The sequence below is a fragment of the Candidatus Thiothrix putei genome (genome assembly GCA_029972225.1).
GTDB classification, from domain to species: domain Bacteria; phylum Pseudomonadota; class Gammaproteobacteria; order Thiotrichales; family Thiotrichaceae; genus Thiothrix; species Thiothrix putei.
In genome coordinates this window covers 770,329-784,132 of sequence record CP124756.1, presented here as the reverse complement: position 1 = coordinate 784,132, position 13,804 = coordinate 770,329, and the positions used below count along the sequence as shown (strand labels likewise).

The 13,804-nt window shown below is 52.5% G+C and carries 9 protein-coding genes; 2 read left to right on the top strand and 7 right to left on the bottom strand.

Annotated features, from left to right (window positions below; all coding sequences use genetic code 11):
* Window positions 1–2: 2 nt before the first annotated feature.
* Both QJT81_04050 and QJT81_04045 read right to left on the bottom strand, forming a co-directional pair.
* Window positions 3–4,523, bottom strand: a complete 4,521-nt coding sequence (locus QJT81_04050; protein ID WGZ95174.1) for a CHAT domain-containing protein — start codon at window positions 4,521–4,523, stop codon at window positions 3–5.
* A 132-nt stretch (window positions 4,524–4,655) separates the two neighbouring features.
* On the bottom strand, window positions 4,656–5,864 hold the full coding sequence (locus QJT81_04045; GenBank protein ID WGZ95173.1) for an RNA-guided endonuclease TnpB family protein: 1,209 nt from the start codon (window positions 5,862–5,864) through the stop codon (window positions 4,656–4,658).
* 236 nt (window positions 5,865–6,100) lie between these two features.
* On the opposite strand from QJT81_04045, the gene QJT81_04040 reads away from it, so the two are divergent.
* Both QJT81_04040 and QJT81_04035 read left to right on the top strand, forming a co-directional pair.
* Window positions 6,101–9,277, top strand: a complete 3,177-nt coding sequence (locus QJT81_04040) for a DEAD/DEAH box helicase (protein ID WGZ95172.1) — start codon at window positions 6,101–6,103, stop codon at window positions 9,275–9,277.
* Window positions 9,278–9,279: 2 nt separating this feature from the next.
* The gene (locus QJT81_04035; protein WGZ95171.1) at window positions 9,280–10,113 is read left to right on the top strand and encodes an SWIM zinc finger family protein; all 834 of its coding nucleotides are present in this window, start codon (window positions 9,280–9,282) and stop codon (window positions 10,111–10,113) included.
* A gap of 26 nt (window positions 10,114–10,139) precedes the next feature.
* On the opposite strand, the gene QJT81_04030 is transcribed toward QJT81_04035, so the two are convergent.
* The 5 genes from QJT81_04030 to QJT81_04010 all read right to left on the bottom strand — a co-directional run bounded on the left by QJT81_04030 (window position 10,140) and on the right by QJT81_04010 (window position 13,801).
* A complete protein-coding gene (locus QJT81_04030) occupies window positions 10,140–10,565 on the bottom strand; it encodes an ATP-binding protein (GenBank protein WGZ95170.1) in 426 nt (141 codons plus the stop codon).
* The gene (locus QJT81_04025) at window positions 10,562–10,969 is read right to left on the bottom strand and encodes a hypothetical protein (protein WGZ95169.1); all 408 of its coding nucleotides are present in this window, start codon (window positions 10,967–10,969) and stop codon (window positions 10,562–10,564) included. Before QJT81_04025 ends, QJT81_04030 begins: the two co-directional genes overlap by 4 nt.
* Window positions 10,970–11,074: 105 nt before the next feature.
* The gene (locus QJT81_04020) at window positions 11,075–11,746 is read right to left on the bottom strand and encodes a hypothetical protein (protein WGZ95168.1); all 672 of its coding nucleotides are present in this window, start codon (window positions 11,744–11,746) and stop codon (window positions 11,075–11,077) included.
* 4 nt (window positions 11,747–11,750) lie between these two features.
* A complete protein-coding gene (locus tag QJT81_04015; protein WGZ95167.1) occupies window positions 11,751–12,794 on the bottom strand; it encodes a CHAT domain-containing protein in 1,044 nt (347 codons plus the stop codon).
* Window positions 12,795–12,799: 5 nt separating this feature from the next.
* A complete protein-coding gene (locus QJT81_04010; GenBank protein WGZ95166.1) occupies window positions 12,800–13,801 on the bottom strand; it encodes an SGNH/GDSL hydrolase family protein in 1,002 nt (333 codons plus the stop codon).
* Between the last annotated feature and the right edge of the window lie 3 nt (window positions 13,802–13,804).

Genomic DNA, 13,804 nt, shown 5'->3' with positions numbered 1-13,804 from the left:
ATTCATGACTTTTTCGCCTCACAGTCCGCCTTTTGCTTGGGGTCTTTGTAGGCGCATTCGGCTTCGAGGAAACGGACAACCTGAGCCAGTTTGGTTTCGTCAGGACTCGGCACATCCAGCAGTGGATGGAAACGACGGGTTTTAAAGGATGAGAAATGTGGTTTCTGGCGAATCTGCCATTCATCCCTATCCATTTCCCAAATGAACCGCAAGGCAGCAGATACCTCTGCTGGTTCAAAATCATAAATTAGGCGAAAAACTGGACTACTTACGTCCCATAGCCGTACTGTTCTATCTTCCGAACCAGTAGCTATTACCTTGTTGTCTGGGCTGAACGTCAGTGCAAGTACCCCTTCAACATGACCTTGTAGGGTTTTCAGAGATATGCCGCTTTGTGTGTCCCACAATCGTATTGTATTGTCATCCGAACCGGTGGCAATTATCTTACCATTGCAACTAAATGCCACTGAGCTGACCCAACTGGTATGACCTTGCAAGGTTTGCAGGAGTGTACCGCTATTTACATCCCACAGCCGTATCAAATTGCCGGAGCCAGTGGCAATTACCTTGCCGTCTGGGCTGTGCTTCACTGCATAAATTGGGTTGGTATGTCCTTGCAGAGTTTTAAGGAGAGCGCTGCTTTGTGTATCCCACAGTCGCACAGTGTTGTCATCTGAGCCAGTAGCAATCATCTTGCCGTCAGGGCTGTAATCTACCGACCGAACAGCACTGGTATGACCTTGTAGAGTTTGTAAGGAAATACCTTTGTTCACATCCCATAGTCGTACCGTATTGTCAACCGAGCCAGTAGCAATCACGTTACCATCTGGGCTGAATGCTACAGAACTCACCCACCCGGTATGACCCTGCAAAGTTTGCAAGAGTTCACCGCTGCGTACATCCCACAGCCGCACAGTGTTATCGGACGGACCCGCAGCGACTACCTTGCTATCTGGGCTGAACGCTACTGATACGAAAGTCGCATCCCAGCCCGAAACGATATGACCTTGCAACGTTTTCAGGAGTGCACCGTTACGTGTATCCCACAGCTTCACGGTATTATCCATTGATCCTGTTGCAATCAGCTTTCCATCTGAGCTGTAGGTTACTGTATTGACAGAATCGGTATGACCTTGCAGGATTGACCGGTTTACATCGTGATACATATCCCACAGCCGTACTGTTCCGTCATCCGAACCAGTAGCAATTGTCTTGCCATCTGGGCTAAATGCTACTGACCAAATGAGGGAAGTATGACCTTGCAGGATTTGGATACATTTACCACTGTGTATATCCCACAGTCTCACGGTGTTGTCATACGAACTCGTCGCAATGATTTTCCCATCTGGGCTAAACACAACCGACCAAACAGATTCTGTATGACCAAGTAGGGTTTTCAGGAGTGTGAAGTTATGTGCGTTCCATAGTCGCACCATGTTGTCATCTGAACCTGTGGCGATTACTTTGCCATCTGGGCTATACATAACTGAACGTACCCGGTTGGTATGAGCTTGCAGGTTTTTCAGAATTTTGCCCGTGTCCACATCCCACAGACAAACCGTGTTATCAGTCGAACCTGTGGCGATTACTTTACCATCGGGGCTGAACACAACCGACCAAACAGATTCTGTATGACCTTGTAAGGTTTTCAGGAGTGTAAAGTTGTGCGTGTTCCATAGTCGAACGGTGTTGTCATCAGAACTGGAGGCAATTACCTTGCCATCCGGGCTATATGCGACTGAACGTACCCAGTTGGTATGAGCTTGTAGCGTTTTCAGGAGATTACCGCTGTATACATCCCACAGCTTCACTGTATTATCACCTGAACCGGTAGCGATTACTTTGCCATCTGGACTAAACACTAATGCAAATATACCCGCACCGTGACCAATCAGTCTATCTAGCATCTCACCTGTCTTCGCATCCCACAACCGCACTATGTTGTCATCCGAACCGATAGCGATAACCTCACCATCTGGGCTATATGCTACTGCACGAATGCTGCCGATAGTGGACTCACGAATTTGTTTGCGTTCGCTTGACAAATCCTGTTCGCGGATGGCACTCAATCGCCCCAAAGTGGTTGGCAATACTGCCTCCTTGCCCTCCGGCACTTTCTGTGCGGCAGCATCCAGCCCATACAACCAAGCAGTACGTATTTGCAGTGGATGGGCAAGTTCTTCACCGCTGATCACCTTGTCCGGGATGAGTGACAATGCCTTTTCCTCAAACACCTTGCTCAAGTTGTAGTTGGCCTCTAATTCGCGCTGTCTGGATTCTTCCGCTGATGCTTCTGCCTTTTGTGTTGCCATTTGGGATTCATTGGCAAAATGCCAGGCAAACCCTGCCGCCACAACCATCACCAGCGCAATCATCGCCATCACCCACGACAATCGCCGAGTTTTCTTCAATGATTTGCGCTGTTCCTCAGCCTTCTGCTCAGCCAACACCCGCTTTTCTTCCTGCAAGGCCAGTTCGCGTTGGCGTTGTTGTTCCTTTTCCTCCTTCAACCGATCCCGCTCATGGATGCTAGCTTCGATGAATTCCGCCTCCAGCACTGACGCCCGCCCTGCATTCCCTTTCAACCACTCCTGCGCCACCGCCAACCGCGAGCCTGTCAGCAACCACGCAGCATCACGCCCACCATCCTCCCAATCCTTCGCGCCTTTGCTGATCTGGTGCTGGGTGCGCAGCGCATCGCGGTTGTCAGCAATCCACTCGCGCAGTTTGCCCCAGTGGCGGATCAGGGCTTCGTGCGAGACTTCGGCGAAGGCAGCTTCGTTGCCGTCGGTTTGCTGGGTGGTGATCAGGCGGGCGTCTGCCAGTGCCTGGATAATGTGGCGGGCGGCGGGGTCGTCGCCGAATTCGCGCAGGTCGGCACGGCGGCGGGTGTCTTCGCTGCCTTCGCCGGGCTGGATCAGGCGCAGGAAGATGTGCTTGGCTTGTTCCTGTTCGGGGTCAGAGAATCCGGCGAGGATGCTGTTGGCGCGGATTTCGAGTGCCTTTTCCAGCCCGCCGAACTGGTTGTAAGTGTCGAGCCGCAGGCCGTCGCCGTCGCGCTGTTCCCACAGCAGGCTGAGGACGTATTGCAGCAGCGGCAAACTGCCGGGCTGGTTTTCGACCGCATCCAGCAGGGCTTCGGTCAGGGCTGGCTCGACGCTGACGCGCTGCTTACGGGCGGGCTGTTCGATGGCGGCACGCAGTTCCGCTGACCCCATCGGTGGCAGCAGTTCGGTGCTGTGCTGGTTGAGCAGGCGGGTGAAGGCTTCGTTTGCCAGCGCGGCGGCGAGGAAATCCGCCCGCATCACCAACAGCAGGGTGCAACCCTTGAGGTCGGCTTCCACCAGCCGGATCAACTGGCTTTCATACGCCCGCACGGTGGCGGGGTCGGAATGGGTGAACAGTTCCTCAAACTGGTCAATGCACAGCAGCGCCCGCGCCTGCCCGCTGCTGCCCCACACGGCTTGCAGCAATTCTGCCAGGCTGAGTTGCTGTTCACGAAACGCGCTTTCCAGTGCCTTGCGCCGTTGCAGCCGTTCCACCGCCTGTTGCGGGTCGGGGTGGAGGATGGCGGCAAACAGGCTGGCGAGTTCGCCGAACGGTGCATTGCCGGGGCGGGTCTTGAGGATCAGCCAGTCGCCGGTTTCGCGCAAACGCGGGATCACCCCCGCACTGACCAGCGAGGATTTGCCGCTACCGCTTGCCCCCCACAACGCAAACAGGCGGGTGGCGGGGATTTTCTCGCACAGTTCGCCGGTTAGGGCTTCGCGCCCGAAGAAATACGCCCGGTCTTCCTCGCGGAACGCTTCCAGCCCCCGGCAGGGGTTGAGCAGCACGCCGTTGGCATCGAAACGCGGGCGTTCCTGGGTCAGCAACTGGCGCAACGTCCATTCCGCTTGCTGCGGCTGGCGCGGGAACAAGCCCCAGTCCCACGCCTGTTCACCGTCCTGTTTGAAGGCGTCGATGTCCAGCGAACGCGCCTGCCGCGCTTCGGACAGCAGCACCTTGGAACCTGCCCGTGTAAAGGCTGCCTGCAACGCCACTTGCCCGCCATCCGCCAGCAGTGCCGCGTAGAATTCCCGCGCAAAACCTGCCGCCTGTCCGTCATCAATGGCGCGGTGGGTGGCAATCACCACCGGCACACCCGCCGCATGGAATCCTTCCACCTGTGCGGCATTGTGGCAACCGTTGAGGAAAATCAGGTCAGGTGGGCGTGACCAGGTGCTGATATGGGTGGCAAGGTGTTGCGCGTAGACCGCCTTGTCGTCGGACAGCAATGCCCCGCCATCGCTATGCCCGGCGAAGTGCAGGATGGCAACCCGCCCGGCAAGTTGGTCAAGCGTGGTTTTGAGCTGTTCTTGGGTGAAATACGGTTCGTACTGGATGGCGAACGGGGCAATGTCCGTCTGCCGCGCTTCCAACAGGGCTTTGAGGGTGCTAAGTTCGGCGGGTATGGAGGCAAGCGGCTTGAGGGTACTTTTTGCACCCAGCAATAACACAATGGGGAGGTGTGCTGACTGCATGACAAGCCCTTCATCACTTGGAGATATACGTGGATTATAGCCATGATAATTTACGCTTGACTGGATTTAAATCAACAAAGCCCCTAAACATCAGCTAACCGTTATTTCAAACCTACCCAAATCTACCTATAGCTAACTAAAAGTAGTCATGGTGTTGAATTCCTGCTTCACGGGGGCTGGTTTCGTCTTCGGCTTGCGCCCAAGACCAGAGCCTTCCCCTCCACAGGCAGACACCGTGTAACTCACGGCATATTTTTTCAAATTTTTGGCGGCATTGATGTCACGGTCATGAACTGCACGACAGTCAGGGCAAGTCCATTCACGCACCGACAGCGGTAGCTTTTCCACTTTATGCCCACAGCCAGAAGCAGAACACGTCTTGCTCGAAGCAAAAAACCGATCAGCCACCACGACCACCGCACCCCGCATTCCTGCCTTGTATTCCAGTTGCCGCCGGAACTCGAAGAATCCCATGTCACTGATGGCACGGGATAAATGACGGTTTTTCACCATGCCCGATACGTTCAAGTTTTCAATGCCGATGGTGTGAAAACGGCGGGTCAAATCCGTGGTGAGTTGGTGCAAACTGTTTTGGCGGATATTGGCGATACGTGCGTGAAGTTTTGCCAGCTTCTGCTTCGCCTTGTGACGGTTGGCACTGCCTTTGACCTTACGGGACAGGCTGCGCGAAAGCCGTTTTAGGCGGGAAAGCAAGGCTTTATGCGGCTTCGCCCCGACCACTTTTTCCCCCGTTGACAGCGTTGCCAGTGCGGATACACCCAAATCTACCCCCACTGCGCCTTGGTTTTCAGCAGGCGGGAGGTGGTTTGAGGTGGTATCCACGGTGATGCTGGCGAACCACTGGTCAGCGGTGCGGGAAACCGTGGCAGAGAGAATTTTACCGGAAAAGCGTAACGTTTCCCGCATCCGCACTAACCCAAGGTTGGGAATGCGGATGCGGCAAGCGTCGATGGCAAACTGGTCATTGGTGAGGGTGAAACTGTCGCGGCTTTTGCCTTTCTTTTTGAATTGCGGGTACTTGGCTCGCCCCGCAAAGAAGTTCTTGAAAGCTGCACCGAGTTGGATAATCGCCATTTGCGGGGCGTTTTTGGTGACTTCCAGCATCCAGGGGAATTGTTCGCGTTTGATGGCGTTCAATTGGCGGCGCAAGCCCATTTGGTTGGGTTTTGGCTGGGTGTTATCGTCTTTCCATGCGGCGTATTGGGTTTGCCATTCTGCCAACGCCCAGTTGTAGGCGAACCGTGCTGTACCAGCGGCTTTCGCCAAGTACGTCGCTTGCTTATGGTTGGGGTCAAGGCGGATTTTGTGGCTGATGATCATGGCAAACAGAATGCAGCACGGTGTGATAGTTGTCTAGTCATCCGTGCTTTTGCTGCTATCTTTTACGGATAAACGGCACTACGCTTTTATAAACCTAACCAAAATGATAAAGCTTGAATAGATTTAGATAGATTTTATGGCAACTGTTTCAAACCCCTGCCTTGTGCTAAACTTGGCTGGCAGTGTAGGTTGGGTGTGTGAAAACCATCATGAAATTCTGGAGAACAAGGTAGTTTATGGATGTTTGTCATGGAACATGGGTTCCCGCCAGCGATAGTGATTTCAACAATCACGGTCAGTTCATTTTCTGGGTTGAGACACCCGCTCAACCCCGCAGCAAAATCAAGGAAGGCATTCACCCTAACCACCTATCCAAAGACGCTGCCTTAGGAGATTTCCTGACCTCGGCTTTGTCGCTCAATAAGGCCACGCTGCTGGCTCTCCAGCCAAAATCCGCCACGTTCCATACCACTTTACCCACTCATGAAGGGCAGCCCTTGCCCAGCATGGAAATGGCGCAACTGACCGGTGAATACCCACCGGATGAGTACACCTGGCAGACCTGGGCTATCAACGGTAAGGCCATCGGCAAACCGTTGCTGTTCCTGCGCGAATTACAGTTTATTGCCAGCACGAAACAACCCGGTTTTCGCTTGGGCAGTGATTTGCTGTTCTGGATGCAATACGCCCAGCAGTTGCGCAACGTGATCCGCCAACACCAATTCTTGCCGGTGATGAAATGCCACCAACCTGCGGGCAAAAAGGCGCATTTAAGCATTGATACCGGGTGGTCGCCCGTAGGCAGCCTGTATGAACGTGGCCTACAGGAGTTTGCTGCCGCCATGCCCGGTATTTGCACAACGGTCAGTAGCCAAGCCCCCACACAGGCAACACCCGCCAACCAACCGTCCGGTTGGGAAGCGGTGGCATTACTCCGGCATTTTTCCGAACAGCAACTGGAAGAGCTGGTGGCAAGCACCAGCATCACCAAACAGGTACTGCAACAACTGGGGGATAGCTGGTTACTGGACGCAGCAGGCTATACCGTCAGCGGCATCCGCAAAATGGTGGGTGCTGATAGTGGCCTGACGGCTGAACAATGGCAGCAATGGTACGCCTGGCAACGCGGTATCGTGGGGCAAACACAGGATGCCGGTTTTGTGCTGGGTTTGCGTTTACATCCAGCCGACAGCGGTGCAAATGCAGCGTGGTGGCTGGGTTTCTTTGTCGAGTCCAGCCACGACCCTTCCCTGAAAATGGAACTGTCCGAGTGGTGGGCCTTATCCAGTGCCAAGCAAAAACAATGGCAGCAACATTTTGGGCAACAGTTTGAGCGTAACCTGCTGGTCAACCTGGGACACGCCGCACGGATGTGCCCCTTACTATGGCAAGGCATGGAATCCCCCCAGCCCACCGGCCTGAGCCTTGACTTGCAGACCGCCTACGAGTTCCTGAAAAACGATGCCGCCGTGCTGGAATCTGCCGGGTTCAAGATTGCCTTGCCAAGCTGGTGGACACCGCAAGGCCGCAAACGGGCGCGTATCCGCATCAAGGCTTCCGGCAAGTCAGCACCTTCACAGGCCAAGGACAGCGGCACGGGTTACTTTTCCCTGCCTTCACTGGTGCAATACCAGTACGAACTGTCCGTCGGTGGTGAAACTGTCACAGCGCAGGAATGGCAAGCACTGGTGAATGCCAAAACCCCGTTGGTGCAGTTCCGTGGTGAATGGATGGAGCTGGATAGCGCCCAGATGGAACAACTGTTGGCCTTATGGCAACAACAGGAACAGGATGGCGGCAGTGCGGCCTCAATCAGTGACTTGCTCAAACAGATCGCTGAAGCCGATGACCATACCACTGAATTTGCTTTTGATGAGGTGCTGGACGACCTGCTGGGGCGGCTGCAACAGCAACGCGGCATTGAGTTGCTGGATAATCCCGCTGGTTTGCAAGGCCAGTTAAGGGCTTACCAAAAACAGGGCTTGTCATGGCTGGCAGCGCAGGAAGCCTTGGGGCTTAACCCTTGTTTGGCGGACGACATGGGTCTGGGTAAAACGATTCAGGTCATCGCGTTATTGCTGCACGAACGCAACCAGCTAACCCCCGAACAGCAGGCAAGCTTGCCGCCTACCTTGCTGATTGCGCCAACCTCGGTGTTAAGCAACTGGCAAAAGGAAATGGAAAAGTTTGCCCCGTCACTGCGCAGCCTGATCCATCATGGCAGTGACCGCGCTGACAAGCCCAAACCCTTCAAGGAAGGCGCTGCCGCCCATGACGTGGTAATCACCTCCTTCACCATCGCCCGCAAGGACAGCGCCTTGCTCAAACAACAACACTGGCAGCGTATCGTGGTGGACGAAGCCCAGAACATCAAAAACCCCAAGTCCGCCCAAGCCAAGGCCATTTATGCACTGGATGCCCCGCACCGCATTGCCATGACCGGCACACCGATAGAAAACCGCCTGATGGACATGTGGTCGTTGTTCCACTTCCTCAACCCCGGCTACCTGGGCAACGCCACCCAGTTCAAACGGGCGTATGAAACCCCGATCCAGCGCGAGGGTGACGCGCAGCGTTCCAGCCAATTACAGCGCCTGATCCAGCCGTTCATTTTGCGCCGCCTGAAAACCGACAAGTCGATTATTGATGACCTGCCCGACAAGGTTGAACAAAAGGTCTACTGCAACCTGACCAAGGAACAGGCTTCCCTGTACCAAGCGGTGGTGGATGATGTGCAGCAACAGCTTGAGGATGCCGAGGGCATCCAGCGTAAAGGCTTGATCCTGTCAACGCTGATGAAACTCAAGCAGATTTGTAACCATCCCGCCCAGTTCTTGCAGGACGGCAGTGCCTTCACTGAAACCCGTTCACACAAGCTGGCCCGCCTGAGTGAAATGGTCGAGGAAGCACTGGAGGAAGCCGACAGTTTGCTGCTCTTTACCCAATTTACTGAAGTCGGCAGCCAACTGGAAAAACTGTTGCGTGAGAAACATAGCTGCCCCGTTTACTACCTGCACGGTGGCACCAGCCGCCAACGCCGTGAACAGATGATCGGGAGTTTTCAAGATCCCGACACCCCGGCGGGCATCTTCATCCTGTCCCTGAAAGCCGGGGGTGTCGGTATCACCCTGACACGGGCAAACCATGTATTCCATTTTGACCGCTGGTGGAACCCTGCGGTTGAAAACCAAGCCACTGACCGTGCTTACCGTATCGGTCAGCAAAAGACCGTGTTTGCCCATAAAATGGTGACACTGGGCACACTGGAAGAACGCATCGACAAGATGCTTGAAGACAAACAAGCGCTGGCAAACAGCATTATCGGCACGGATGAGAACTGGCTGACCGAAATGGACAATGCCGCTTTCCGGCAGCTCATCCAGCTAAACCGCAGCACCATTATGGAGGCTTAAACATGGCTAAACTCACCCGTACTTGGTGGGGGGAGAAATTCCTCAACGTGCTTGCCATCAGCATGGACAGCGGGCGGCTGGGGCGCGGCAGGGCTTATTCCGGCCCCAACCGGCTACTCACGTTCGCCATCAATGGCGCGGTTGCCAAGGCCACGGTGCGCGGCAACGTCAACCCGTATTTTGGGGTCTACAAGGAACCGCGTTATCAGGTTGAGGTAAAGCTGAAACCGTTTTCCGCCCAAGACTGGGACAAGCTGATTGACGCCATCAGCCAGAATGCGGCGTGTTTGTCACAGTTGCTGCTGAATGAAATGCCCACGGCGATTGAAAACGTGTTTGCCCAACAAAACCTGCACCTGTTACCCCAACGCAGCACTGACCTGATTAGCCAGTGTTCATGCCCCGATTACGCCTCGCCCTGCAAGCATGTGGCAGGTGTTTATTACAAGCTGGCCTCGTTGCTTGACCGTGACCCGCTGCTGCTGTTCCAGCTACGTGGGATGGATCCTGTCAGGCTACAGGAAAAGCTGGCGGCCTCCCCCTTGGGCAAAGCCTTGCTGGAACAGCGCGGCGAGGGTAAGCAAGCACTGGAATACCAGACTCACCGCTATCCTGACCCACCCCGGCAACCCTTGGCAGCCACTGGCCTGAAAGCGTTTTGGCAGGGATCAGCCCCCTTGCCGTTGGTCAATGCCAGCGGCAAAGCGGCAACCCCGGCAGTCCTGGTCAAAAAAGGTGGGGATTACCCGGCATTCTGGGAGCGGGACAGCTCGTTTATTGGGGTAATGGAGGCTCTTTACATCACTGTGACCGACAAGAACAGGGCGGTGTTGTAAGGGGAAGTTGATTAAAGCAGTGCTGCCTAATCCCCATGCGGCGATGGCGCAGCAAAAATCGTCAGTAACAGTTCCGCATCATCAATCAGCCGGTAAACCGGACGTTTGCCCGCCAACTGTTCACTTTCTGAGAGGATAATCGGCACACCTTCGCCGCGCTTATCCATGATGAAATTGCGCTGCGAGCCAATCGCGTCCACATTCATCGGACATTTCGCCAGCAAGGAACACAGCAGTTCATTCCGCGCTGATTGCCGTTCGGGCAGGCTGTCCACCGTCATGGTGTTGGGGATGGCTCCCGGTGAAAACAGTTCCAGCCGATCGGCAAACAGGTGCAAGCGGATTTTTGAGCCGTAAATGGAATAATCCCGATGGGCAACCGCGTTCACCACCGCCTCAAACACGGCATTGAGGGAGAATTGCGGCGTTTCAATGCGGTTGGGGTTTTTCACCGCAGACACCCGCGTATTGCGCTCGACGAATTTGCAGGCGTCGCGGATTTGTTCATCCAGCGGGCCGTGAATATCCTTGGCTCCAGTTGGTAGGCGGCATTGCGTTCTGTGCCACGGTACACCACGGCCTGTATGTAGGCATTGGTAATGAAATCTGCCGGGCGTTCCGTCGCCATCAGCACCCCACTGACGGTGGGAGACCAGTTGCCATCTTCGTCGCAGGTGATGAGTTTCAGTTTGGAGAGGAATTCGCGGTCATCCTTGGGTGAAAGCAGTGAACGGAAACGTCGCCATAGCGGTGCTTTCAGGTCATCCAGCGTCGCCTGCGGGACAGCCGACGCATCAAGCACGGAATTTTCGCCAAGAGCGATTTGCTTGAGCAGATTGTCGGTTGAATCCGGCATGGTTGTATCCTTCAGGGTGATCTGGGACGGGAAGTACGACGGCCTACTAGGGTAGCATAGTTGAGAATGGGGCTGTGTGTCACTGCTTAGGGGGAGTATGACCGTTCAATTTCTAATAAAGTTTAACAGCGTAACATTTCCCTGAAGCTCCTTTTCCAGCCTGATTTTTTTAGGTTCTCTTATCCGCTTTTTTAACTCTTGATTTATTACATAATTTTTATTCAAAACAATATCAGTAGCAGAATCTTTTTCATTCAAAATCAAACAACTAACAACTTTTTCCCTATATGAAACGCCTTTTGGTCTCGCCAAAGTTCTTGATGCTTGACTTTTCAAAAGGCTTTCAACTTCTTGTACATCAAGATGGTATTCACTGGCAATATCTTTATAAAAATCATCAAATCCATTAGGATACCTTAATAAATCCTCATAATCATCGCTTAATGATACGTTACGTATGACGTGCCGTAAGGATCTGTGTGCACCAAAAGGTCTCACTTCTGCCTCTCGTTCTAATTTGATCTCAAAATAAAAAACGTCATTATCATCCGATTTTTTTAGCTTTTGAGTCTCACCATTTAAAATTTTAAAACCATTAGGCTTTTCAGCTCGCACAAAACCACCGACCTCTAAATGACAGTTATCAATTAACTTGGGTTCTTGCTTGACAGATGTTGTGATTCTACACTCAATAAATGTAGCCACTATAGTAAGATTCCTTTTTTTAAAACCATCGCCGCTTCTGACATAAACTTTCACAAAAACAAAACCACTCATAACACTATCTCACTTCCACGGGGATTAAGGCTATATCCATATAAAAACCGACTGATAAAAGCATGTCGTAAGGTAAATAACCATCTTGAATAACAGTTACTCTTACCCTGTCAGTTTTTTTAAGCTTTTCAATATTGGCATAGTGAATATTAAACTCACCGTTAGCCAAAGTTGTTTCTGATTGATGAAGTTTAGGAAAAACCACACGCACACCAGACAAGGGTTTTTGCTCAAATTCAGTTTCACTGTAAACCCGACCTTCTATAGATATGTAATCAGGCTCAATAAGCTGTGCTTCTTCCTGAGCAATCGAACTGGTTTTATCCTTCTCCCTCCACGAATACGGAACATATCCAAAAGAAAGAGTAAGTATTATTATTATCAGATAAATATAAACTGACCACTGCTCATTAAAGCGTTTTTCTAGTGTTTCATTCTTTAACAAGATCGGCTTATTTATATTAGGATAAACACCAAGTTTTTCTTCTACATCTAATGATCGAGAAAAAATACCTCTTCTGCCTCCCAAGCTAATTGAAGTAACACCATAAGCAAATGATGCTTCTATGCTATTATTTTCAGCCAAGGCACTATAAAAGCCCAACGAAAAACGTATTGCTGATTCATCAGCTAATGATTCTGTCATGCCTATCACGAAAGGAACAACATCCCTCAACTTTCCAGCTTGATCAACAGAATAGCACGCATTCAATATTACACACTGTAAGTTCTTGGATTCTTTTAATAAAGCAGCTAAAATATCCCCTGATACCAACTGCATAACGCCATCTTCACTTTCTAAAAGAATACCCCCCACTTTAGCGTGGCCACTAAAATGAATGATATGCGGGTTTTCGTGAAGTATTAAACGTAAAAAATCTTTTGGCCGAACAGCCTCTCCTTGTCTCACCTCAAAGTTGTGGCGATAGTTTCCAAGTTGCAAGCTCTCTTTAATATCACGAAACTCTTCACCAAGCTTAAGCACAGTCGTATCTGCCGGATTAGCAGCCAATAGTAAAATTTTTGTTTTTGCTTTTAATAAATTCATAGGGCTTAGCGAATCCCCGCCACAAACGCATCCACAATCCTCGTATACCCCGCCGTATTCGGATGCATATCATCAAACCAGTGCCCATCTTGCGTCAAACCACGGCAATTGATAAATGTCACTTGCGGAAACTGGACAGCAGCCTCCTGAATCCGCTGGTTCAACAAATCCATCATCGGGCTAAGAATGCCCCGCATCCTCTCCTCAGGAATATGCTTGGCGGTCAAATGCTGCCCGATATACTGGCTTTCCTCGGTGGGTTTAGGGTAGTCGTAGCCATACACCAGAATTTTCACATCCGGCTTGCGTGCCAAAACCTCCCGGATCAGCGCGGCATAAGTATCCCGAATCCAGACCAGCAAGTTATGCCCCGCCGGGCTCAGGTAATCATTGACCGCCCGACTGGGGTGGTAAGGGTGGACAATATTGCGCAAATTGACCTGCAAATCATTCCCCCCCGCACTCAGCAAAAAATACTGCGGCTGAAAGCTGTCAATAACCGTCAGGTATTCCTTGCGCTGGTAAATCTGCCCCAAGGTGTCCCCCCAATGCGCAATATTCTTCACCTCCAGACCGGGGCGGTGCTGGAGCTGTGTGCCAATCGCCTTAGGAAACAGTCGCGGCAGCAGAAAAATGCCCGGAATTTCCGGTAAGCGACACCACGAATCCCCCTCCACCAACACCCGAATGGCATCCAGTGATTTGGGCGTATCCAGCGCATCGCCCGGCAGCAACACCAGATTGGTAGGATCGTCCCCGTCCTCTGGAATCTGTGCAGTATCACCCTGCGGATTGACCAGCAGCAAATCCTGCAAGGCTTCATTCAAGCGTTGGTCAACGTCATAACCGGGTGGCAAACCCTCCACCGCCACTTCCGGCTTGATGCGCAACTTGATGACGGGCGAAGTTGGGTCAAGCTCCACATAATCCCGCAGCGCCGCACCGTTCGTACCCGCAAGGTTGTTGATCAGGTGTTCCAGTTCAGTAAACGTAACCGTCGTGTTCATGCC